Origin of the sequence: Filimonas zeae (assembly GCF_014641615.1) — a bacterium.
Taxonomy (GTDB): domain Bacteria; phylum Bacteroidota; class Bacteroidia; order Chitinophagales; family Chitinophagaceae; genus Filimonas; species Filimonas zeae.
In genome coordinates this window covers 104433-129071 of the sequence record NZ_BMIB01000006.1, presented here as the reverse complement: position 1 = coordinate 129071, position 24639 = coordinate 104433, and the positions used below count along the sequence as shown (strand labels likewise).

The window sequence follows — 24639 nt, the reverse complement described above, 5'->3', positions numbered from 1 at the left end:
AATCTTACACATTTTTATTTTCACGTTGCTGGTTGTATTTATGTATCAGTTTAATTCCTTTAGGGGTAGCGAGGCCGTAGGCATACAGTAGCAGCAACTGTATTTCCACTTCCAACACCGAGAATTTATTATGCGGGAAGGTTTCTGCATCCAGCGATAACATGGCTGTGCCAACTCTGAACCGGCTTACGATTTCTACATTGATATCTGTTCTGTACAGCTCTTCTTTAATACCCCACTCCACATTGTCTTTGATACTCTGATACAGAAATCCGTGTTTGAAAGAGAGAAAGCGTTTGTATACGGCCGGGTGGTATTTTTCCAGGTCGTATAATATATAAGGGTTCATGGTTTTTAAAAACCCTTCCATCATGTCAATAGCCAGAAACAATTCGTGAATGGCATTTTCTGCCCGTGCCCGGTCCTGCACACAATCTTCGCTGCAATGGTTAAACAGATTGTCAAACACCATAAAAACCAACTCCTCCTTATCGGCAAACGACTGGTAAATCGTCTTTTTGCTGATGCCTAACTGACTGGCAATCTCATCCATTGTAATGCTCCGTACACCAAACCGCAGAAACAACTCCTCCGCTTTTTCCAGTATCCTTTCTTTTATTTCCATGGTGTTGAATTTTTCCGGAGTAAAACTATGGAAACTTTTTAGTGACTTAGAGTTTCCGCAGGCTTTTTGGGCTGAATGGTTATATGCCAGGGATGAGCGTTTTGGTTATCCGTGGAAATAAGGGGTGTTTCCGGCGCAATCCGGTGCTTTGGCAAATGGCCCTAAAGCGCTGGCATGCCATCAAAAAGCGCCAGCAACTAAATGAAAAGCAGGGCGAAATGGAGCAGAAGCTCAGGCATATAACACACGGTAATCTGTATGCAACGGCAGAGCTGGGCGGAAAGCGCATAGTGTTATAGCTGGATAGCTGGCTGCTGCCAATCGCCATTCTGAAGCTTCTGCATGCCACGGCCCAGCTTTCGGATGAAATTCAGCAGCTTCTGCATGGCATCCATTAACCTTCCGGCGGCATTTACCAACTTTATGAGGTAATGGCCGTACTTCCGGACGGGAGTAAAGAACTTGTAAAAGTGCGCAACCAGCTTTCTGGCGCAATCAGAAAGCTCTGGCACAGAAAGAAACAACTTATGGAAGTGGTGAGCCAACTGCCAGACGGCAATCAGCAGCTTTAGGAGCATTTGCAGAAGCTTGCCGGTGGAACCGCCCAGCTTACGGATGGAAAGCTAAAGTGGCATTTTGGGCTTTTTGGCCGCTAAAATGGCTTAAAACACATTTGAAAAACAAACTATATGACGTCTGCGGCCCCTGTGTAGCAAGGGTTTCAGAAAAAAACTTGCGTCAGACTTGTCCCGGATTTGCGTTTTGGATAGTCGCATCTGATTGATTATCAATAAAATGAATTTTTCCCCCTTTTCAGCACTGCTGTCTTTTCAATTTTTTTAAAAGTTTTTTTCCGCGCCACCACTGCGTTTGAGGCCGACGCACTTGCGACGCAAGTTTTGCCGCCCGGCGCCTTCTTTCGAATTTTACATTGCAACAGAGCAGTACCAGAATGGCCATTCGATCCGGCATATCTGCCCGCTTCTTCTCCGGATGATTTGTACAAAAGAAGCAGCAGCTGATGCGGAAACTGTTCCGGCCCCGGACTATATAAAACCGGGATTTTTATCATCTATCAAATTGTAAACAATGAAAAAGACATATAACTATTTTATTCCGTCGGCTGATGCAGAACTGGTACGCTGGCTGAACAATTTTAAAGAGCAGATCATTACTGCAGGACCGGCGGCCGGGCTTACGGCGGCTCAGGTTACAGAACTGCAGGATAAGGCGCAGAAGGCCATTGAAAAGCTGCTGTTGGTGGTATTTAAAAAGCAGGAGTACAAAGATGCCATATTGTCTAAAAATCAGGTACGCACCGATGAGGTAGGCTTTATTGCCAATGCTGCGGTTATATTGAAACGAAGCCCTTTGTATACAAGCAACATAGGCGGTGCTTTGGGCATTATTACTACCACAGGGGCATTTAGTAAGGTAACGTTACAGCCGGCCATGCGGTTAAATGTATATCCTCAGTATGTGGAAGTTGGCTTTAATAAGCGTAGCCAAACGGGAGTTTCCATTTACTCACGCCTTCATGGCACAGAGGAATGGATAAAGCTTGATGATGCAGAACGTACGCCTTATAAAGATGTAAGGCCGTTACAGGTGGCAGGCAAAGCAGAGGTACGTGAATATATGTGCCGTTGTTACACCGGTGATGAGTATGTAGGGCAGAACAGTGAAGTATATATGGCCGTATTTGGCGGAGTAGCAGCCAGATAATCAGTGGCTTTTTACACAAGCCGCCTCCGCCAGCCGGGGCGGCTTGTTTGCTGGTAAAAAACAGCTGCCGCAAAATCTTCATGTTTTATACCGGTAAGTTTACGCATGCACCAACGGTGCGTTACTTTTACATCAAAATCAGGGTAAATGTCAATAGGCAGAAAAAGGGTATTGGTGAGGTTTCGCTGGCGCAGGCTGATCCAGTTGTTTTTACAGGGGTTGGTAGTGCTGGCACCTATTGGTATTACCATTTTTGCCGTGGTATGGCTGTTTAACGCGGTAGATAATATACTGCCCAATATTATTCATGGCCTGTTTCCGCGCTGGATAGAGCAGAATGCAGCAGGCGAACTGGAAAGAACCCCGGGCCTGGGTTTTGTGGTAGTGATAGCGATAGTGCTGCTGGTGGGGTGGATTTCTTCTTCTTTTGTGGTTACCCGCCTGGTGCATGTGCTGGATAAGGTACTGGAAAAAACACCGGGTGTACGGTTTATTTATACCTCGGTGAAAGATTTTATGGAGGCGTTTGCCGGCAACAAAAAGAAGTTTGATCAGCCTGTACTGGTAAATGTAGATGGGGATGATGTGTGGCGGGTAGGGTTTGTTACGGGAGAAAACGCGGATCGCTTTGATCTGGAAGATCATGTGGTGGTGTACGTGCCGCATTCCTACGCTATCTCCGGCATAACTTATATTGTTCCCAAACATAAAGTAAGACCGATAAGAAACACTTCTGCTTCAGACGCCATGAAGTTTGTGGTTTCGGGTGGTGTTACGCATGTAGATTAACACAGTACAAGGGTTTATACTAACAACCCTTTGTTTCAAAACACTTTACTTTGCATCTTAATTTGATGAAATGAAAATGCATAATTTCAATTCAGGTCCTTCGATTTTGCCACAGGAAGTACTTACCGAAGCTGCTGCTGCTATTCACAACTTTAACAACACAGGATTATCCATTCTGGAAATTGGTCACCGTACCTCTTATTTCGAGGCTGTACTGCGCGAGGCGCAGCAACATGTAAAAACATTAATGCAACTGGGTGATGATTACGAAGTGCTGTATTTGCACGGAGGTGCTACCACCCAGTTTATGCAGGTGCCCATGAACCTGCTGGATACGAATGCTACCGCAGCGTATTGCGATAATGGTATCTGGGGCGATAAAGCCATTAAAGAAGCGAAGCTGTTTGGTAAGGTGGCTGTTGCCGCATCTTCGGCCGATAAAAAACATACTTATATTAATAAGCAGCTGGATATTCCGGCTGATGCTGCTTACCTGCATTATACTACCAATAACACGGTAGAAGGTACGCAATGGCATCATATTCCTGATACACAGGTGCCGCTGATTGCCGATATGAGCAGTGATATCTTCTGCCGCCCCATGGACTTCAGCCGTTTCTCACTCATTTATGCGGGTGCGCAAAAGAACATAGGTGCTGCAGGTGTTTCGCTGGTAGTGGTAAAGAAAGATATACTGGGTAAGATTAGCCGGGCCATACCGCCAATTATGGATTATCGCAAGCATATTGAGGCAGAAGCTTTGTTAAATACCCCACCGGTATTTGCGGTATATGTAAGCATGCTTACCATGCGCTGGATTATTGCCAATGGTGGTTTAGCGGCTATGGAGCAGAAGGCGAAAGAGCGTGCAGACCTGCTGTATAACACACTGGATAGTCTGCCGCTGTTTAACCCTACCGTGGCTAAGGAAGACCGCAGCCTGATGAACGCCGTATTTTTACTGCCTACGCCGGAACTGGAAAAAGAGTTTCTGGACCTGTGTAAACAAAACGGTATGGTGGGCGTAAAAGGCCACCGCAGTGTGGGTGGTTTACGCGTATCTATGTACAATGCCATGCCACTGAGCAGCGTAGAGGCTATGTGCCATCTGATGAAAGATTTTTCAAACAAACATGCTTAATTATTAACCACTCTTACTATAATGGCAATCATTAAACCATTCAAGGCCTTACGTCCGCAGGCGCAACTGGCCAAACAAATCGCCAGCAAGCCATATGATGTACTCAACAGCCAGGAGGCTAAAGTTGAAACCCAGGGCAACCCCAATTCGTTTTTACATATCACCAAAAGTGAGATAGATCTGCCCGAGTCGGTAGATATTCACGATCAGCAGGTGTACGAAAAGGCCAAAGAAAATCTGGAAGCTTTTGTTAAAAGAGAACTGCTTTTCAGAGAGGCAAAAGAGTGTTATTATATCTACCAGCTGATTATGAATGGCAGAAGCCAGACCGGCCTGGTAGGTGTAAGCAGTGTGGATGATTACGAGAACGATATTATTAAAAAGCACGAGTTTACCCGCCCTGAAAAAGAGCAGGACCGTATTAACCATATTAAAACCTCCGGCGCACAAACCGGTAATGTGTTTTTAGCCTACCGCAGCCACGAGGGTATTGATGCGCTGATAGAAAAATGGAAAGCTGCCAAAAGCCCGGTATACGATTTTACGGCAGACGATAACATTCAGCATACTATCTGGATTGTGAACGACGAAAAAGCCGTAGAAGAAATAGCCACCTTGTTTGAAAAAGAAGTGCCTTGCACGTATATAGCAGATGGTCACCACCGTGCTGCTTCTGCTGCCAAGGTGCGTAAAGCCATTGGCAGCGATGCCAAAGAGGGGGCTAACTACTTCCTTACCACCCTGTTTCCTTCTAACCAGTTGTATATTATGGATTACAACCGCCTGGCAAAAGACCTGAACGGTTTGTCGGCGGCAGATTTTCTGAAGCAGCTGGAGCAGAAGTTTGAGGTAGCGCCTGCCACCAGTGCGGTGCATCCGGCAGGTTTACACGAATTTGGCATGTATTTAGCCGGTACCTGGTATAAATTAACTTCTAAACCAGGTACTTACACAGAAGATCCTATCGGAATACTGGATGTGAGCGTGTTGCAGAACAACGTATTAGACGAACTGCTGGGCATCAGCGATCCGCGTACAGATAAGCGTATTGACTTTGTGGGAGGTATAAGAGGACTGGGCGAGCTGGAAAAGCGTGTAAACGGCGGCGAATGGGCTGTTGCTTTCAGTCTGTATCCGGTAAGCATTGACCAGTTATTTGCTATTGCAGATACCGGAAATGTAATGCCACCCAAAAGCACCTGGTTTGAGCCGAAGTTGAGAGATGGGTTATTAACACATCTTATTTACGAATAGAACTGAAGTACTATGATGAAAAGAACGCTGATTGCGTTGGTGTTTGCTGCCACAGGTTTTACAGCAATGGCTCAGGAGGGCGACAGTAAATCGTTACACGCCACGGGTAAAGAGTTTATGCGCAAAGGGGATTACGATAATGCAGTAATGGTATTAAACCGTGCCGCAGAACAGGAGCCCCGCAATGCGGATATACGTAAAGACCTGGCGTTTACCTATTACCTGAAAAAGGATTATGCAAATGCTATTGCTACCGGTAAAAAGGTGGTGGATGCGTTTGACGATGAAACGGGTTACCAGACACTGGGCTTAAGCTATAAGGCTATTGCTGAATATACGGAATGCGAAAAGCTGTATAAAAAGGGGCTGAAAAAGTTTCCAAAAAGCGGTGTGTTGTACAACGAGTTTGGCGAGTTGTATGCGATGCAGCATAAGCTGGATCAGGCTATTCCTTACTGGGAAAAAGGCATTGAGGTAGATCCTAACATCAGCACCAACTACTACAACGCAGCCAGGTATTACGATGAAAAGGATGATCTGTTGTGGTCGGTTATTTATGGCGAAATGTTTCTGAACATAGAAAGCCTTAGCCCGCGTACCATTATTATGAAGAACATAGTAAAAGACAATTACAAACTGTTGTTCATGAAACCGGGGTTGCTGAATACTTACATAGCCAAAGGCACTCCGTTTACCAGAGCCATAGCCGAAACGTTTAACAAGTACGGTGATGTTACTACGGAAGGTGTAACCGCTGCTTCTTTAACCGTGCTGCGTACCCGCTTTATTACCGACTGGTATAAGCAGTATGCCACACAGTTTCCTTATCGTTTGTTCGATCATCAGCGTCAGCTGCTGCAGGAAGGTACTTTTGATGCCTATAACCAGTGGTTGTTTACTGCACCGGCCAGCCCGGACGCGTACCAAACCTGGGTAAAAGCACATGAAGAAGAGAATAACAACTTTCTGAAGCTGCAAAGTAACCGGGTGTTTAAGGTGCCTGAAGGGCAATATTACCCGCACTAGCACAGGAATGTTAATTTATAAAGCAAAGTTCCTGCCCGTAAGGGTGGGAACTTTTTTATTTGCCTGAATATAACTACCTTAAATGTAGTAATTGTATACATTTGATTCTTGCATGTATGAAGGATTGTAAAAGACTTTTCGACGCAGTAAACTATCAGTTACAGAAGTTTCCAAAGCCGGATATGCTGGCTGCCAAAGTAAATGGCCAATGGAAAACCTACAGCACCGGCGATGTGGCAGGTATGGTAAACCGGCTTAGCGCGGGTTTACTAAAGCTGGGTGTAAGCGGCAATCAGTTTGATGAAGACAGTGCAGATAAAATTGCTATCATCAGCAATAACCGCCCCGAGTGGGTATTTACCGATCTGGCTGTGCAGCAGACAGGCGCCATACTGGTACCCTTGTATCCTACCACCAACCCGCACGAAATTGAGTTTATTCTCAATGATGCCGCGGTGAAGCATATTTTCATCAGCAGCAAAGAACTGTACGAAAAGGTGAAGGATGTGCTGCCTTCCATTCCTTCGTTACAAAAGATTTACACGTTTGACAAGGTAGAAGGCGTAGACCATTGGGAAACCTTACTGGTGCCTGCGGGCGATGCTTCGTTACATGATGTGGAGGCGGTAAAAAGCCGTATACCGGAAAGTCATGTAGCTACTATCATTTATACATCCGGTACTACCGGCACGCCTAAAGGTGTAATGCTTACGCACCGCAACATTATGAGCGATGCTTACCTGAGTAAAATAAGCTTTCCGTTTGATGATGCGCCGGAGCATAAGGTATTAAGCTTTCTGCCGCTGAACCATATTTTTGAAAAGTGTGTTACTTATATCTATCTCTATAGCGGTATTGGTATTTACTATGCTGAAAGCATGGAAACCATTGGCGATAACCTGAAAGAGATTAAGCCAAATGGTTTTACCACCGTACCACGTTTGCTGGAAAAGGTGTTTGAGAAAATTATGAACACTGGCAGCCAGTTAACCGGCATTAAGCGTAAGCTGTTCTTCTGGTCGGTAAAGCTTGCGGAGAAATACGATAACAATATCAGTGGTGGCTTCTGGTATAACCTGCAACTGGCTATAGCCAATAAGCTGGTGTTTAGTAAATGGCGCCAGGCGTTGGGCGGTAATATTTCGTTTATTGTAACCGGTGGCGCTGCCTGCCAGGAAAGGCTGCTGCGCATATTTAATGCTGCCGGGGTGCCTGTATACGAAGGTTACGGCCCTACAGAAAACAGTCCGGTAATTTGTGTAAACCGCAGAGATAGAAAACTGGCTAAGTTTGGTACCGTAGGCCCGCCTATTGATGGCCTGGAAGTAAAGCTGGCAGAAGACGGAGAGATTTGTGTAAAAGGCCCGAGCGTAATGAAGGGGTATTATAAAAGGCCTGACCTTACTGCCGAAGCAGTAACAGATGGCTGGCTGCATACCGGTGATATAGGCGTGTGGGTAAACGGCAATCTGTTAAAAATAACCGACCGTAAAAAAGAACTGTTTAAAACCAGTGGTGGTAAATATGTAGCCCCCCAGCCTATTGAAAACAAGATGAAAGAAAACCCTTTCATTGAACAGGTGCTGGTAGTGGGGCCGGAAAGAAAGTTTGTAGGTGCATTGATAGTACCTTCTTTCAGTCATCTGGAAAAATGGATGAAGCGCAACAATATTCCTTATACCACCCATGAAGAGGCGGTGAAGAACCCCAAAGTGCTGGATAAGTATAAGGAAATTGTAGAAAGCCTCAATGCCTCCTTTAACCACGTAGAGCAGGTGAAAAGGTTTGAACTGCTGCCGCGTGAGTGGAGTATTGATACCGGTGAAATGACGCCTAAGCTAAGCCTGAAGCGTAAGGTGATTATGGAAAAGTATAAAGATGCTATTGAGCATATTTATGCCTGTGACTAACTAACACCACCCAAACAAAGATATTTGGTAATAAGGTAGTCTTCTATACCATAGAAGCTGCCTTCTTTACCATAGCCACTTTGCTTAATACCGCCGAAAGGTGCTTCTGCAAAGGAAATAATGCCTTCATTCATTCCTATAATGCCATACTGTAGCTGCTCTGCTACATGCCATACCCTTTGCACATCGCGCGAAAAGAAATAAGCGGCAAGGCCATACGCTGTGTTGTTGGCCAGTGCAATGGCTTCTTCCACTGTATCGAATAGGTAAATAGCGCTTACAGGGCCAAATATCTCTTCCTGGCTTAACCGCATATCGGTTGTGCAATGGGTAAGTATGGTGGGTTGGTAAAACAATGGTCCTGCCTCGTGTATGTTGCCGCCGCAAACTATTTCTGCCCCATGTTCCACCGCATCTTTTTGCAGTGTTTGTATTTTATCAATAGCCTCCTGATTAATCAGTGGGCCAATGGTTACACCTTGCTCTGTGCCGTTACCTGGTTTAAGGGCAGTTACCGCGGCCTGATATGCCTTTAAAAAGGCGGGGTAAATACTGCGCTGTACCAGTACACGGTTGGCGCAAACACAGGTTTGGCCGGCGTTGCGGTATTTACTGGCCATGGTGCCTTTAACGGCCTGCTCCAGATCGGCATCGTCAAACACTATGGCAGGTGCATTGCCACCCAGCTCCAGCGAAAGTTTTTTTAACGTAGAGGATGCCTGTTGCATTAATATACGGCCTACCTCTGTAGAGCCGGTAAAGGATATTTTATGTACGTTGGGGTGCGTGGTAAGTACCTTGCCTACTTTCGCAGCCTGCTGTGTGGTAATTACGTTTAGTACGCCTGCGGGCAGCCCGGCTTCTACGGCCAGTTGCGCCAGAGCCAGTGCGCACAAGGGGGTATCTTCGGCTGGTTTTAATACTACGGTACAACCTGCTGCCAGTGCAGGCGCTATTTTACGCGTTATCATAGCAATGGGAAAATTCCACGGGGTAATAGCAGCTACTACACCTATGGGTTGCTTAATAGTAAAAAAGCGGCGGTCCGCTACAGGTGCGGGAATAACCTGCCCGTAAGTACGGCGGCATTCCTCCGCAAACCATTCAATAAAAGAAGCACCATATTGCACTTCTCCTTTTGCCTCCGTTAAAGGTTTGCCCTGCTCAGTAGTAAGCAGTATTGCCAGATCATCTGTATGCTGTATTACCAGCTGGTACCATTTTTTCAGTAAGTCTGCCCGTTCTTTGGCAGGTCTGCTGCTCCAGTTGCTAAAAGCGGTAGTGGCTGCTTCAATAGCCTGCTCTGCTTCTGCGGTGCCTGCATCGGTTACCTCCGTAATCTGTTGGCCGGTGGCGGGGTTATAAACGGGAAAGGTGTTGTTGCCTGTTTGCCATTGGTTGTTGATGAGAATGCCTTGCTGTAGTAAAGCCGGATAGGTAAGATTCATATAGTATCAGTTATATCAGCAATACTAACAAAAGCGGGCGGTATTGGTTTTGTTAAATTAGTCTTCCCGCGCCGTCTTTGCTGCTTCCCAACCTATAATAGCGGTTTTGCGGGTAAAGCCCCAGTGATAGCCGCCCAGCCCGCCGTTGGTGCGTATTACACGATGGCAGGGTATGAGAAATGCAACCGGATTATCTCCAATAGCGGTGCCTACTGCCCTGCTGGCACGGGGATGGTTTAAGGAATGTGCAAGGGCAGCGTACGTGGTAAGATTGCCCATGGGTATTTTCAACAGCGCCTCCCATACTTTTAACTGAAACGGGGTGCCTTTCAGGTGCAGCTTTATTTCGCTGAGCCTGCTCCAGTCCTGCGTAAAAATAAACAGTGCGTTTTGCTGATGCAGGTCGGTCATTTGCTGATACTGTGCGTTGGGGAAATGCTTTTGTAACTCCATAAAAGCTGCCAGCTGTTCTGTGGCAAAAGCAAGATAACAAATGCCTTTGCTGGTAGAGGCAACAATGATGTGGCCAAACGGACTTTCTGCAAAGCTGTAGTTAATAGTAAGTTGTGCGCCGCCGTTTTTGTACTCGCCCGGCGTCATGCCCTCTATGTTGATAAAAAGGTCGTGCAGCCTGCTGGTGCCGGAAAGGCCTGTTTCGTGCGCCGTTTCAAACAGGCTGGCCTGGCTGCTCTTCAATAAATCTTTTGCGTACTCTATGCTCAGGTATTGCAGAAACTTTTTAGGGCTTACTCCTGTCCATTCCGTAAACATGCGCTGAAAGTGGAAAGGGCTCAGGTGTACGTGCGCGGCTATGGCTTCCAGTTCGGGCTGCTCTTTAAAGTGTTGCTGAATGTATTCAATAGCTTTTGCTATCCGCTCATAGTTCATTAACTGCTGTGTTTCCATTGCCTGCGTGTTCATCTGTCAAAAGTAGTAATTGCCCTTAGCGGCATCAACCCGCTTCTTGCTCATCCGTGGCTGCTTCCTCTGCCGCTGGTTTTATATATTGTGCGGCGGCATTGGCCAGGCGCTTTTTTATAACATGTGCCAGCCTGCGTGGGGCCAATACCTTCATACATTCGCCAAAGCCCAGTATTTCACGCTCCAGTTCAAAATTCAATACCACATCAATACGTATAATAATGCCGTTTTCATTTTCGCGTAACACCTGCTGCGATGGGTGCAGGGGTTTGGTAAGTATGTAGGGGGCATTGTACTTGTTTACCTCCAGCACTATTTTATGTGCCCGGTCTTTAATAGTTTTGGTTACGCCCAGCACATCATCAAAATACCGGTCAAAGTCTACCCCATCATAGTCTACAAACTTTTCTTTGGGCAGCTCCTGAAAATCAATAATACGGTCCAGTGCCAGCGTGGCCAGCAGGTTGCCTTTTTTAGGCTTGGCTATCAAAAACCAGCGGTTGCGGTATTCTTTAAGCAGGTAGGGGAAATACACATTCTGCTGTGCACTTTTTGCTTTGAACGATTTGTATTCGAGCAGCAGGGGCTTTCTGTTGAGAATGCAATGATATAACGGAGTAATATGATGCAGGCCTTTCAGGCGTTTGTTATCCTCAAACTGAATGCAGTTGCGGCTTTGGTGGGTAGACTGATAAAGATTATTTTCCAGCCGGGCAATCATCTCACTCATCTCCTCAAAATAGTTGAAGCCGTTAAACTGTTTCAGCACTCCCACTATCTCTTTCATCTTGTCTACATCTGCATCGCTGATGGGGGTGTTGGTAATGCTGTAATCCGCATCTTCATACATGTAGTATTTTCTTTCGGCAACCACAATAGGGGCATTATAACCCAGCTTATCGCTGCGCATCAGTTGAATATCTGCCTGAATGGTGCGTTTGCTTACTCCGTTTGCGATGCCTTCGCTTTCATATAATACATCTGATACTTTTTCAATCAGGTCGTCCAGTGTCCATTTCCGGCGGCGGTTTTTCAGGCAGTCGTCAATGGTTTTATAGCGTATAAGGGCCAGTTTATTAATAGACATAAGGGTTATTGTGGTTTAAAAATAGGTAATCCGCTTTTTACTGCGCAATATATCTGCGTACAAGGAAGTGTTACAAAAGGATTTTAAGTAAAATCCGGCGCTATCAGATTTGTTTACAGGCAGTTATCGGATTTCGATCAAAAAAGTTTTTACCGCGTACTTACGCTGCGTAGTGCCACGGCCATATTTGCTGTATCGAAGGTTGGTCAAGATAAAGTTACTTCAAAACCATCTGTTAAATGACCACTTTATCCATTACCTCCTTCGTATTTAAAGCAGTAGCTCAATTGGTTAGAGCAGCGCACGCAAATAGTTTTAAACTTACCCCTGTGGTCAATTAAAACTTACTTCTATGCCCATTATGCGCGGGTTGCCGGTTCAAATCCGGCCTGCTTTACAAACTGAGGTCAAAGGTTGCTTACTTCAAATATTTTTCAGGTAAATACAGCAACCGCATTACCTGGTTATTAAAATAAAAGTTATGAGCACAGTATTACAGGTGAGTTTGCGCGGGAAGGCCATATTTGTTCCGGCTACCATTAGAAAAACAGCAGGTAAACTGCTGAGTGGCCCTGCGGCTATGTTAGTGGCCAATATGGCAAAGCTGGGTTATGGCGTATCTGACGAACTGTTGGCAGCCCTTAGCGTGGCGCCGCCAGCTTATCTGGCTAAGGTGCTGGCTGCCGTGCAAAAGGTAAAGGGGGTACATAAAAACTGGACGCCGCTGGTGAAGGACTGGGGTAATGCTACCGGCGAAACCCTGCTGGATCATATCATTACCTACTTTGCCAATATATTTCAGACAAAGGGTACAAGGTTGCAGTGCGGTCATATTATACCTGCCAACACATTTCCTTTAGAGCGTTATAACGGCTGCCCTTTTTGTGGTACGCCCTTCACCAAAGGAGAGCTGCATTTAAAAGAATACAAGGGCACTTTACAGGTGCTGGAACTGTGGACGGAGAAAGACGCGGAAGCCTATTTGTGTAACCTGCTGTTATCTAAAACAGCACTGGATGCTACCCAGATGGATAGCCTGAATGCCTTACTGGCCGAACTAAGTTTGCCTGCGGTAGAGATAGCGATGAAGGAAACACGTATGGCAGTTATTGATGCATTGCTGACTCATAACAAAGGCGAAGAAGCACAAAGCCTGTTTGATACGCCGGCGGATATACTGCGGTACCTGTGGTTTAAAAATACCGGTATGCTGCAATTGACAGAACCTTCTGTTATAGTTAAAAGCCTGCTGAAAAACAAAGTAGTGTCCGGAGAAAAAGAAGCGAAGGCAAAACTGCACCTACATTATTCCAGAAAGGAGAGCATTGTAATAGCGCGCTGGCTGAATGAACTGCCTTTGAAGGCACATGCCATGTGTGAGATAATGCATACAAAAAGAGCGATGTGGGTGCGTTTTATACGTGCCTTGCGCCTGGCAGAATACGGCAACCGTAAAGGCTTTGAAAAGTTACAGGAAGTACTGGATAAGTTTTATAACAAAGACTATACAGTATGGCAGGGCCAGGTGAATACCGGTCGTACCCGTTACGATAGCGCTGCTACGCTGGCTTTGTTAAAACAACGTCCCGGCTTGTTTGCCCGCTCTTTGTTTTCAAACATGTTATGGTTTGGCCATGAAGAGGTAACGGAGGCGTTTACAGAGGTAATTGATAAGGTGCCTGCACGCCTGGTGTTAACACTGGATATGTATGCAGAGAACTATTTTGATAAACGTACCAAACGTATAGTAAAGCCGCTGGGAGGTATTAGTAAAGTGGTGAATAAACACCAGTTGCTGGATATTTATGCAGAGGATGATTTGCAGGAAATGCGTAAGGCGGTAAGGGGTTTGTGTAAAAAAGCAGTGCAGCAGCGTTTTGCAGCTACACCTGCTGCTGGTAAGCAAATGTATATAGCGCCTGAACTGTTTTATATGCCTGTGGCTATTGGCGATCGTAGCACTACCGTGCAGGATGTTTTCCCGGCATTAATGGGTACACGATTTCCTGTAGAAGGTGCTTCGGTACGGTTATTTATGCAATGGGGTACCGGCCTGCCTGCGCAACACCTGGATATGGATCTTAGCTGCCTGGTTACTTATCGTGGTAAAGTGGAAAGATGTTCTTATAGTTCGTTGAGCATTACCGGATGTAAGCATAGCGGCGATATTATTCATATTCCGGAGAAAACAGGTACGGCTGAGTATATTGAAATTAACCTGGAAGCACTGCGTAAAGCAAAAGCGGATTATGTGGTGTTTACCTGTAACGCTTTTAGCAATGGTACGGTAACACCTAACCTGGTAGTGGGATGGATGAACAGCAGATACCCGATGAAGATTTCTAAAAACACCGGTGTGGCTTATAACCCTGCGCATGTGCAACACCAGGTGCGTGTAACCCGGAGCCTTTCTAAAGGATTGGTGTTTGGTATGCTGGATGTAGCGGCCGGTGAAATGGTGTGGATGGAGATTCCGTTTGATGGCCAGGTGGTGCAGAACCTGGATACCACTGTAGTGGAAGGAATGTTGCAGAAATTGAAGGATAAAATTACCATAGGCGAGTTGTTAACGCTGAAAGCAGAGGCGCAGGGTATGGTTTTAACAGAAACTGAACAGGCAGATGAAGTGTATACCAAAGCATGGGCAACCAACGCTGCGGCTGTTACAGCTTTATTAATTGATTAAAAAGGAAATAGTATGGAAAAGCGGATACTGGAAACGCTGGATACAATAGAAAAGGAGTATGGTATACACATCCTGTACTCCTGCGAGTCGGGTTGCCGGGGATGGCAGTTTCCTTCTCCTGACAGCGACTACGATGTAAGATTTATATATATACGCCCATTGGCCGGTTACCTTTCTGTAAAAGAAACGGACGACTTTATAACATTGCCTATAAACGATGAATTGGATGTGTACGGCTGGGATTTGCGCAAGGTACTGAAGCTGATGCACAGGAGTAACGTAACCGGCTTTGAGTGGATGCAATCGCCCATTGTATATCTTAAAAACGCTGCATTTATAACAGCACTGGAAAAGCTGGCGGGTAGTTATTTTGATGCGAAAACCAACGCCTGCCACTACCTGGGTCTGGTACGTAAGTTTACCGGTGACGCCATAGGTGATGAGCCGGTTACCATAAAAGGTTTGTTTTACGTGCTACGCTCGTTGTTGTGCGCTAAATGGAATATAGAAAAGAATGCTATAGCACCGCTTACTATCTATGATCTGATGGTGTTATTGCCTGCAGACTTGCAGGAAGAAGTGCATGCGCTGATAGCATTAAAGGCAACATCGCCGGAGAAGTATATGGTTAAGGTAAGCACAGGCATGGCAGATTATATAAACACAGAAATAGCAGCCTGTAATAAAGCGGTGAGCCGTTTGGAAAAACAGGTATTTACGCCAGAGGCATTGGATGCTTTTTTTGTACAAACCCTGAAGTGTTATGACTATAGCAGAAATGAAAAGCAGAGGACTGCTGTTGCTGGAATGTGTTAGCGGCAGCAGGGCATATGGCCTGGCCACTCCGCAATCGGATACAGATATAAAGGGGGTGTTTTATTTACCTAAAGAGCATTTCTACGGACTGGGCTATATAGAACAGATAAACAACGACACCAACGACGAAGTATATTATGAACTGGGCAGATTTGTTTCTCTGCTATTAAAAAACAACCCTAACCTCCTCGAAACACTGGCTGCCCCGGATGACTGTATATTATACAGGCATCCGGTGATGCAGCACCTTACGGCAGATTTGTTTTTATCGGCCCTTTGCCGGGAAACGTTTGGCAGCTACGCTGTTACGCAGATTAAAAAGGCCAGAGGACTGAACAAAAAAATGCTGAACCCGCAGGAGAAAGCAAGAAAAAGCGTTACTGATTTTTGCTATATACTGGAAGGTGGTGGAACGTTGCCTTTGCAGCAATGGCTGGAGGCATGCGATAAAAGACAGGAGTGCTGCGGGCTGAGCGCTGTTACACATGCCAGAGGAATGTATGCCTTGTATTATGATGTTACCGGTACAAAAGGCTACAGAGGAATAACCACGGGAGAAGATGCCAATGAGGTATGCCTTTCTTCTGTTCCGGAAGAGGAGGCAATGTTGACTTATCTTTTCTTTAACCGCGATGGATATTCCATATACTGTAAAGAATACCGGGAGTATTGGGATTGGGTGGATAAACGCAATGAATTACGCTTTCTGGGCAATCAGGCACATGGTGGCGATTATGACGCTAAAAACATGATGCACACGATAAGGTTGCTGCAAATGGCAGTGGAAATAGGCGCAACAGGTAAATTGCAGGTGCGGCGCAATAACCGGGAACAGTTACTGGCTATTAAAGAAGGCAGGTATACGTACGAAGCGTTGCTGAAAATGGCAGAAGCCTTGCAGGAAGAAATGGTGCAGGCATATAGTAATACTGTGCTACAGGCTATGCCTGATAAAGCACGGATTGAAAAAATAGTAGTGGATATGCGTACAGCATTGTATGGATAAGCTACCTGAACTGATAACATATGGAAAACAGAATAAACGGTGATGATTTATTAGCTGCCGGCTATAAGCAGGGGCGTATTTTAGGCGAGGCGTTAAAAGCCGCAGCAGCACTACAGCATCTTTCAAGAGAAGAAGCACTGGCGTTGCTGCTGAAAGTAAAAGATTATCCGGAAAATTTTCTGGATGATGAAAAGCTGGAAGCATTGGCTACTGCCATGATTGAAGAGATGAATAAGCCAGCCGATACTACTATAGCACTGGTAACAGAGAAAAAGGAGTATGCGGTGTATGGTAAGGAATATATTGAAGAAGGTGCCGGTAAGCAAATGGCGGTGGCTATGCAATTACCGGTAACTGCCGCGGGGGCCTTAATGCCCGATGCGCACCAGGGCTATGGTTTACCTATAGGTGGTGTACTGGCTACCCGTAATGCAGTTATACCTTACGGGGTGGGGGTGGATATTGGTTGTCGGATGGCGCTGTCTGTGTTTGATATTCCGGCTGATGCCTTTTATGCCAATGAAGCAAAATATAAAAGAGAGTTGATTGCCCATACCAAATTTGGTGCAGGTGCCGGTTTCCACGGTCAGTATAAGGCAGACCACGGCGTACTGGATAGCGATACATTCAATATTACCCCGTTCATTAAGCAGCTGCATGATAAAGCAGCTTCACAACTGGGATCTTCGGGGGGAGGTAACCACTTTGTGGAATGGGGGATTATTGAATTTGAAGAAAGAGACGAGGCGTTGAATATAGAAAAGGGTAAGTACCTGGCTTTGTTGTCGCATTCCGGCTCAAGAGGTATGGGTGCTACTATTGCAGGGTATTATACCCGCCTGGCGAAAGACTTGTGCAGGCTGCCTAAAGAAGCTGCTAACCTTGCCTGGCTGGATATGGATAGCGAAGCAGGTCAGGAATACTGGCTGGCTATGAACCTGGCGGGTGATTATGCTTCTGCCTGCCATGAGGTTATTCACCGGAAGCTTACTGCGGCTATCGGGGCCAGGGTACTGGCTAAAGTGGAAAACCACCACAACTTTGCCTGGAAAGAAATATGGAATGGGGAAGAAGTGATTGTGCATAGAAAAGGGGCAACCCCGGCAGGTAAAGATGTAATGGGTATTATACCGGGTAGCATGACTGCGCCGGGCTTCCTGGTACGTGGTCTGGGTAATGAAGCTGCTATCAACTCTGCTTCACACGGTGCCGGGCGGCAGATGAGCCGTACTAAAGCCATTGAGCAGATATCTAAAAAAGATATGCAGGCAGTTTTAAAAGAAAACGGTGTTACGCTTATTGGCGCAGGTTTGGATGAGGCACCGATGGCTTATAAAGACATTAACCAGGTAATGGGTGCACAGCAGGAACTGGTTAAAGTAGTGGCGAAGTTTGAACCTAAAATTGTAAGGATGGCAGATGATGGAAGCAGAGAGGATTAAGTAAATGATAACTATGTAAGCCTTCCTGTATCAGTTCATAGGAATATATAAGAAAAGCTGTATCATATCAGATGCAGCTTTTCTGTTTTAAGTATGATAGTGATTATGCTTTCACAAACGAAAGCATATACTTTGCAATAGTTAAAAAAGAAGCCACATCATTCGGCTTTGTAATATAATCTACTGCACCCAGTTCCATACTCATAGCTTTAAAAACGGGCGAGCTGGAGGTGCTCCAGATAATTTTAGGAATGGCCTGGTAACGGGTGTGGTTGTTCAGCGCCCTTACAATCTCTACACCGGTTAGTTCGGGTATATTATAATCCAGTACCAGCAGGGCGGGCAACTGCTCGTCCGCTATAGTGTCCAGATAGGCAACAAAGCGCTTGCCGTTAGGTATACATACTACCTTCCATGCCGGATCTATTTCTCCAAACGCGCTTTCTAATAGTTCCTGATCGTCACTGTCGTCTTCCGCCAATAAAATCAGCCTGTTCAAGTGGCCTAAAAATTGCATCAAATTAAATGGTTATATGAAAGGTAACGCTAAATTACTATTTGGTTTCATATCAAAGCAAGCCTATTCTGCAACCGGAACAGATTTTTTTATTCTTTTTATCAAGTTTAAACTCTAATACCTTTCATGACTGCCCCCAAAAAGCGAGCGGCCAAGACTGCTTCTGCCTCAGATTCTGTGGAAATTATTCCGCAAAATGATGCCGTTCGAAAACCTTTGTCCGATGAATTGGATACCAATGAATTATTGCAGGTATTGCTGGAAGTAAAAAATGGCAACTTCAGTGCAAGAATGCCAGGCAGCAATATTGGCCTCAGCGGTAAAATATGTGATACAGTTAATGAAATTATTGCGCTGAACGAGTTGCTGGTAGAGGAACTGATGATTGCACGCAATACCATTGGTAAGCAGGGTAAGCTGAATCACCGGGTTGAAATGCCCCGCTCTGCCCGCGGCTCCTGGAATGTGGCGGTGGGTGCCATTAATACATTAATATCCGATCTGGTACATCCTACCATTGAAATAGCACACGTAATCAGTTCTGTGGCAAAAGGCAACCTATCGCAGGAAATGCCCTTGCAGATTGAAGACCACGTGTTGCAGGGCGAGTTTGCCCGTATTGCCACCGAGGTGAATGAAATGGTAAAACAGCTGAACCTGTTTTCCAGAGAGGTTACGCGTGTGGCGCGGGAAGTAGGCTCGGAAGGTAAGCTGGGTGGCCAGGCCAAGGTAAAAGATGTAGCGGGTGTGTGGAAAGACCTTACCGACTCTGTAAACCAGATGGCCGGTAACCTTACTGCCCAGGTGCGTAACATTGCCGATGTAACTACGGCCGTGGCCAAGGGCGATTTGTCCAAGAAAATTACAGTGGACGTACAGGGTGAAATTCTGGAGCTGAAAGATACCATCAATACGATGGTGGATCAGCTCAACTCCTTCTCTTCAGAAGTAACGCGTGTGGCGCGTGAAGTGGGTACGGATGGTAAGCTGGGCGGCCAGGCCGAAGTAAAAGGGGTAGCCGGTACCTGGAAAGACTTAACAGATTCTGTAAATAAAATGGCCAGTAACCTTACCGGCCAGGTGCGGAACATTGCCGAGGTAACCACAGCGGTAGCCCGGGGCGATTTAAGCCGTAAGATTACCGTGGATGTAAAAGGGGAAATTCTGGAACTGAAGAATACCATTAACACCATGGTGGATCAGCTCAACTCCTTCTCTGCCGAGGTTACGCGTGTAGCACGGGAAGTGGGTTCGGAAGGTAAGCTGGGTGGCCAGGCAACGGTAAAAGGGGTAGGTGGTGTATGGAAAGATCTTACCGACTCTGTGAACCAGATGGCGGGTAACCTTACTGCACAGGTGCGTAACATTGCCGATGTAACCACGGCGGTGGCCAATGGTGACTTATCCAAAAAGATTACGGTGGATGTGGCCGGGGAAATTCTGGAGTTGAAAAAGACCATCAACACGATGGTGGATCAGCTGAACTCCTTTGCATCGGAAGTAACGCGTGTGGCACTGGAAGTGGGTACGGAAGGTAAGCTGGGTGGCCAGGCGGAAGTAAAAGGTGTGGCCGGTACGTGGAAAGACTTAACAGATTCTGTAAATAAAATGGCCAGTAACCTTACAGGCCAGGTGCGTAACATTGCCGAGGTAACCACGGCGGTGGCCAATGGTGACCTGAGCCGTAAGATTACTGTGGATGTGAAAGGAGAAATATTGGAGCTGAAGAAAACCATTAACACCATGGTGGATCAGCTGAACTCTTTTGCATCGGAAGTAACGCGTGTGGCGCTGGAAGTAGGTACAGAAGGTAAGCTGGGCGGCCAGGCAAAAGTGCAGGGTGTGGGCGGTACCTGGAAAGACCTTACCGAATCGGTAAACCAGATGGGTAGTAACCTTACTGCCCAGGTGCGTAACATTGCCGAGGTAACCACCGCGGTGGCGAAGGGTGACCTGAGCCGTAAGATTACGGTGGATGTAAAAGGCGAGATTCTGGAACTGAAGAATACCATTAACACGATGGTGGATCAGCTGAATGCGTTTGGATCGGAAGTGTTTCGTGTGGCGCGTGAAGTGGGCTCGGAAGGTAAGCTGGGTGGCCAGGCAGATGTGCCGGGTGTGGAAGGTTTATGGAAAGACCTTACCGATTCTGTAAACATCATGGCGAGTAACCTTACCTCGCAGGTGCGTAACATTGCGGAGGTAACCACAGCGGTGGCGAATGGTGACCTGAGCCGTAAAATTGAAGTGGATGTGAAAGGCGAAATTCTGGAGCTGAAGAATACCATTAACACCATGGTGGAACAGCTGCGCGCCTTTGCATCGGAAGTAACGCGTGTGGCGCGTGAGGTGGGTACGGAAGGTAAACTGGGTGGCCAGGCCAACGTGCCGGGTGTAGGCGGTACCTGGAAAGACCTTACCGACTCTGTAAACCAGATGGCGGGTAACCTTACTGCCCAGGTACGTAACATTGCTGATGTGGCCATTGCGGTAGCGAATGGTGATATGAGCCGTAAGATTACGGTGGATGTGCGTGGAGAGATATTGCAGCTGAAAGAAACGCTGAACACGATGGTGGATCAGCTGCGGGCGTTTGCATCGGAAGTAACGCGTGTGGCGCGTGAGGTGGGTACGGATGGTAAACTGGGTGGCCAGGCGTTTGTGCCTGGTGTGGCCGGTACCTGGAAAGACCTTACCGATTCTGTAAACCAGATGACGGGTAACCTTACCTCGCAGGTGCGTAACATTGCCGAGGTAACCAAAGCGGTGGCTTCGGGTGACTTAAGTAAGAAAGTAACGATAGATGTAAAAGGAGAAATTCTTGATCTGAAGAATACCATTAACACCATGGTGGATCAGCTGAACTCCTTTGCCTTTGAGGTAACGCGTGTGGCGCGTGAAGTAGGCACGGAAGGTAAGCTGGGCGGCCAGGCAGAAGTGCAGGGTGTGGGTGGTACCTGGAAAGACCTTACCGATTCTGTAAACATGATGGCCAGTAACCTTACCAACCAGGTAAGGGGCATTGCCAAGGTGGTAACCGCGGTGGCCACCGGTAATCTGAAACAAAAGCTCTCCATTGTATCGCGCGGTGAGGTGGCACAGTTAACGGAAACCATTAATGAAATGATTGATACGCTGGCGTTGTTTGCCGACCAGGTAACTACCGTGGCCCGTGAAGTGGGTGTGGAAGGCAGACTGGGCGGCCAGGCGAGCGTACCAGGTGCATCGGGCATCTGGAAAAACCTGACGGAGAACGTAAACCAGCTGGCGGAAAACCTTACCACGCAGGTGCGTGCGATATCTGCGGTGGCTTCGGCGGTAACAAAAGGTGATCTTACCCAGATGATTCGCGTAGAAGCGAAAGGTGAGGTGGAGCAGCTGAAAGATACCATTAACCAGATGATTGCCAACCTGAAGCAAACTACCCTGCGTAACCAGGAACAGGATTGGCTGAAATCGAACCTGGCGCAGTTTACACAAATGTTACAGGGACAGAAAGACCTGAACGCGGTAACACGCCGTATTCTGTCAGAACTGGCGCAGGTGGTAAACGCACAAAAAGGTATGTTCTATATTCTGGAGCAGGAAGAAGACTACAGCGAAGCCAAACTGAAACTGTTTGCTGCTTATGCTTATGGTGATGAAGTGAGCCTGAAACGTGAGTTTGCATTGGGCCAGGGCCTGGTGGGCCAGGTGGCTATAGATAAAGAACGGATATTGTTAACCAATGTGCCTTCTGATTATATTAAAATCAACTCTGGTTTAGGCGCGGCGCCGCCATTGAATCTGATTGTACTGCCGGTATTGTTTGAAACACAGATTAAGGCCGTAATTGAGCTGGCTTCCTTCGATTCGTTCAGCCAAACGCACCTCGATTTCCTGAGCCAGTTAACAGAAAGTATTGGTATTGTATTAAACACCATCGAAGCCAACTCCCGTACAGAGCATCTGCTGGAGCAATCGCAATCGCTGGCAGATGAGTTAAGAAGAACCAACGAGGAATTACAGGATAAAGCCCACCTGCTGGTGAAACAAAAAGATGAGGTGGAAGGCAAGAACAAGGAAGTGGAAGAAGCCAGAAAATCGCTGGAAGAAAAAGCGGAGCAGTTACAGCTTACTTCCAAGTACAAATCTGAGTTCCTTGCCAACATGTCGCACGAGTTACGTACACCGCTGAACAGCTTGCTGATACTTGCCCAGCAGTTGTACGAAAACCCGGATGGTAACCTGAATGAAAAGCAGGTGCGTTATGCCAAAACCATTCACAGCTGTGGTGATGACCTTATTCAGCTGATTAATGATATTCTGGACTTATCTAAAATTGAATCCGGCTATGTATCTACCGACTTTATTAAAGTGCGCTTTAGTGAAGTGATTGGTTTTGTGGAAACCACCTTTAAACATATCTCAGAAAGCAAAAACCTGCGCTTTGGTATTGATGTAGATGATCAGCTGCCCCAGGCACTGGAAACAGACGTACAGCGTTTGAACCAGATATTGAAAAACCTGTTGTCTAACGCCTTTAAGTTTACTGAGAAAGGAGAAGTGCGTTTACGTATTTATGAATCTAAGCGCAACTGGCGCCTCTCTAACCACAGCCTGGATAGTGCAGATCGTGTAGTGGCTTTTGAAATACGCGATACGGGTATTGGTATTTCTAAAGACAAGCAAAACATTATATTCGAAGCCTTTCAGCAGGCAGAAGGTTCTACCAGCCGTAAATATGGTGGTACGGGCTTAGGCTTATCCATCAGCCGTGGCCTGGCCGATCTGCTGGGCGGTTCTATTGAGCTGGAAAGCGAAACCGGCAATGGTAGCGTGTTTACCCTGTTCCTGCCGTTGCATTATAACCCTGCCAACATTCGCAAAGAAAAACAAAGCAGCCTTACCGTAAGCCAGTATCAGTTAGATGAAGGGTTTACCGATGTGGAAGTAATACAATCGGTACCTACTGTTAAGGTAGCAGATAGCAAAGACCTGGAAGGGTTGAGTGAAATAATAAACGAAATAGGTGACGACAGAACGCATATATCGGAGAATGATAAAGTGGTGCTGATAGTGGAAGATGATGTGCGTTTTGCCAAAATTATGCAGGAGAAAGCGCATGAAATGGGCCTGAAGGTAGTGGTGGCCACCAGTTTTGGCGAGGTGTTCGATCTTACCAATAAGTTTAACCCTATTGCCGTTACCCTGGATGTAAAACTGCCCGATGCCAGTGGCTGGCGTGTGCTGGACTTGTTTAAGAATGATATTAACCTGCGTCATATTCCTATTCACCTTATTTCCGGTGAAGAAAACCGCCTGCTGGCTATGCACCGCGGCGCACGCAGCTTTAACCTGAAACCGCTTACCTCCGAAGCGCTTACTGTATTGTTCTCCAGCATTATTGAGCACCATGTACGTAAACAAAAGCGTGTTCTGGTAGTGGAAGATAATGAGCCGGATGCTTCTCAGATTGCGCGCATACTGGATAATGGAGATCTGATACAGATTGCCTTTGCTGAGAATGGGAAGATGGCGTTAGAGAAACTGGAAGAGCAGGCGTTTGATTGCATTATAGCCGACTTTATGCTGCCGGATATTGAGGGGGCAGAGTTTGTGGCCAACATGCAAACCATTAACCGTTACAACGCTACACCGGTTATTGTGTATTCTGCCAAAGACTTTACCAACAAAGAAAAGTCGAAACTAAAGCAGTACGCCAATAAAATACTGCTTAAGGGCGTTAATTCTCTGGATCTGCTACTGGAAGAAACCGTAATGCAGCTGCACCTGAACCATCAGGCGCTGTTGCCGGAGAAGCGTAAGCTGATTGAAGACCTGCGCTCGCAGAAAGATGTACTGATTCATAAGAATGTACTGGTAGTAGATGATGATGTGCGTAATCTGTTTGCTTTAACCACGGCATTTGAGCGCTACCAGATTAACACCATTACGGCAGAGAGTGGTAAAGAAGCGATGAATATTCTGGATGAGAATAACCATATTGATATTGTGCTGATGGATATTATGATGCCGGAAATGGATGGGTACGAAACCATGCAGAAGATACGGAGGGAGCATAAGAACAGTGCCTTGCCTATTATAGCTGTAACGGCCAAAGCCATGAAGGGCGACCGGGAGAAATGCCTGGAAGCCGGCGCTTCTGACTATATTACCAAACCTTTAAAAATAGATCAACTGTTGTCGCTGATGAGAGTGTGGTTGTACAGGTAGTTGCATTCCAGTTTCCTATAAAAAATACAC

Annotated in this window: 19 protein-coding genes and 1 tRNA gene; 13 read left to right on the top strand and 7 right to left on the bottom strand. The window is 46.4% G+C overall.

Annotated features, from left to right (window positions below; translation table 11 throughout):
- Positions 1-4: 4 nt before the first annotated feature.
- A complete protein-coding gene (locus IEY13_RS26605; protein ID WP_188958201.1) occupies positions 5-625 on the bottom strand; it encodes a TetR/AcrR family transcriptional regulator in 621 nt (206 codons plus the stop codon).
- Positions 626-780: 155 nt separating this feature from the next.
- Between IEY13_RS26605 and IEY13_RS26600 the strand changes: the two genes are divergently transcribed.
- The gene (locus tag IEY13_RS26600; protein WP_188958200.1) at positions 781-924 is read left to right on the top strand and encodes a hypothetical protein; all 144 of its coding nucleotides are present in this window, start codon (positions 781-783) and stop codon (positions 922-924) included.
- Here IEY13_RS26600 and IEY13_RS26595 read toward each other — a convergent pair.
- Positions 919-1203 carry a hypothetical protein gene (locus IEY13_RS26595; protein ID WP_188958198.1) on the bottom strand — a complete coding sequence of 95 codons (285 nt, stop codon included), beginning with the start codon at positions 1201-1203 and terminating at the stop codon, positions 919-921. The two genes, IEY13_RS26600 and IEY13_RS26595, sit on opposite strands and share 6 nt — an antisense overlap.
- Positions 1204-1412: 209 nt before the next feature.
- Positions 1413-1697 (bottom strand): hypothetical protein, encoded by a 285-nt coding sequence (locus IEY13_RS26590; RefSeq protein WP_188958196.1) that lies wholly within the window; start codon positions 1695-1697, stop codon positions 1413-1415.
- Between the two features lie 17 nt (positions 1698-1714).
- On the opposite strand from IEY13_RS26590, the gene IEY13_RS26585 reads away from it, so the two are divergent.
- The 6 genes from IEY13_RS26585 to IEY13_RS26560 all read left to right on the top strand — a co-directional run bounded on the left by IEY13_RS26585 (position 1715) and on the right by IEY13_RS26560 (position 8470).
- The gene (locus tag IEY13_RS26585) at positions 1715-2350 is read left to right on the top strand and encodes a hypothetical protein (protein WP_188958194.1); all 636 of its coding nucleotides are present in this window, start codon (positions 1715-1717) and stop codon (positions 2348-2350) included.
- A gap of 147 nt (positions 2351-2497) precedes the next feature.
- Positions 2498-3139 carry a DUF502 domain-containing protein gene (locus IEY13_RS26580; protein ID WP_188958192.1) on the top strand — a complete coding sequence of 214 codons (642 nt, stop codon included), beginning with the start codon at positions 2498-2500 and terminating at the stop codon, positions 3137-3139.
- Positions 3140-3209: 70 nt separating this feature from the next.
- Positions 3210-4280 carry a 3-phosphoserine/phosphohydroxythreonine transaminase gene (gene serC, locus IEY13_RS26575; RefSeq protein WP_188958190.1) on the top strand — a complete coding sequence of 357 codons (1071 nt, stop codon included), beginning with the start codon at positions 3210-3212 and terminating at the stop codon, positions 4278-4280.
- A 21-nt stretch (positions 4281-4301) separates the two neighbouring features.
- A complete protein-coding gene (locus IEY13_RS26570; RefSeq protein ID WP_188958188.1) occupies positions 4302-5534 on the top strand; it encodes a DUF1015 domain-containing protein in 1233 nt (410 codons plus the stop codon).
- A gap of 12 nt (positions 5535-5546) precedes the next feature.
- Positions 5547-6560, top strand: coding sequence for a tetratricopeptide repeat protein (locus IEY13_RS26565; protein ID WP_188958186.1), 1014 nt, complete (start codon positions 5547-5549; stop codon positions 6558-6560).
- A 116-nt stretch (positions 6561-6676) separates the two neighbouring features.
- Positions 6677-8470, top strand: coding sequence for an AMP-dependent synthetase/ligase (locus IEY13_RS26560; RefSeq protein WP_188958184.1), 1794 nt, complete (start codon positions 6677-6679; stop codon positions 8468-8470).
- Here IEY13_RS26560 and IEY13_RS26555 read toward each other — a convergent pair.
- From IEY13_RS26555 to IEY13_RS26545, 3 genes are read right to left on the bottom strand one after another with little or no spacing between them, the layout of a single operon-like run.
- Positions 8467-9918, bottom strand: a complete 1452-nt coding sequence (locus IEY13_RS26555; RefSeq protein WP_188958182.1) for an NAD-dependent succinate-semialdehyde dehydrogenase — start codon at positions 9916-9918, stop codon at positions 8467-8469. The genes IEY13_RS26560 and IEY13_RS26555 overlap by 4 nt on opposite strands.
- Before the next feature lie 57 nt (positions 9919-9975).
- Positions 9976-10839, bottom strand: a complete 864-nt coding sequence (locus IEY13_RS26550; protein WP_229688031.1) for a bifunctional transcriptional activator/DNA repair enzyme AdaA — start codon at positions 10837-10839, stop codon at positions 9976-9978.
- A gap of 31 nt (positions 10840-10870) precedes the next feature.
- Positions 10871-11926, bottom strand: a complete 1056-nt coding sequence (locus tag IEY13_RS26545) for a helix-turn-helix transcriptional regulator (RefSeq protein WP_188958180.1) — start codon at positions 11924-11926, stop codon at positions 10871-10873.
- A gap of 272 nt (positions 11927-12198) precedes the next feature.
- Here IEY13_RS26545 and IEY13_RS26540 point away from each other — a divergent pair.
- The 5 genes from IEY13_RS26540 (at position 12199) to IEY13_RS26520 (ending at position 17876) form a co-directional block, all read left to right on the top strand.
- Positions 12199-12323 (top strand) — tRNA-OTHER (locus IEY13_RS26540).
- 84 nt (positions 12324-12407) lie between these two features.
- The gene (locus IEY13_RS26535; RefSeq protein ID WP_188958178.1) at positions 12408-14612 is read left to right on the top strand and encodes a hypothetical protein; all 2205 of its coding nucleotides are present in this window, start codon (positions 12408-12410) and stop codon (positions 14610-14612) included.
- Between the two features lie 12 nt (positions 14613-14624).
- Positions 14625-15428: a nucleotidyltransferase domain-containing protein gene (locus IEY13_RS26530; RefSeq protein WP_188958177.1), complete on the top strand. Its 804-nt coding sequence runs from the start codon at positions 14625-14627 to the stop codon at positions 15426-15428.
- A complete protein-coding gene (locus IEY13_RS26525; RefSeq protein WP_188958175.1) occupies positions 15376-16434 on the top strand; it encodes a DNA polymerase beta superfamily protein in 1059 nt (352 codons plus the stop codon). The genes IEY13_RS26530 and IEY13_RS26525 overlap by 53 nt, the downstream gene beginning before the upstream one ends.
- Positions 16435-16454: 20 nt before the next feature.
- Positions 16455-17876: an RtcB family protein gene (locus IEY13_RS26520; protein ID WP_188958173.1), complete on the top strand. Its 1422-nt coding sequence runs from the start codon at positions 16455-16457 to the stop codon at positions 17874-17876.
- Between the two features lie 103 nt (positions 17877-17979).
- Here IEY13_RS26520 and IEY13_RS26515 read toward each other — a convergent pair whose 3' ends face one another.
- A complete protein-coding gene (locus IEY13_RS26515) occupies positions 17980-18375 on the bottom strand; it encodes a response regulator (protein ID WP_188958171.1) in 396 nt (131 codons plus the stop codon).
- Between the two features lie 144 nt (positions 18376-18519).
- Between IEY13_RS26515 and IEY13_RS26510 the strand changes: the two genes are divergently transcribed.
- Positions 18520-24609 carry a HAMP domain-containing protein gene (locus IEY13_RS26510; protein ID WP_229688030.1) on the top strand — a complete coding sequence of 2030 codons (6090 nt, stop codon included), beginning with the start codon at positions 18520-18522 and terminating at the stop codon, positions 24607-24609.
- Positions 24610-24639 lie beyond the last annotated feature (30 nt).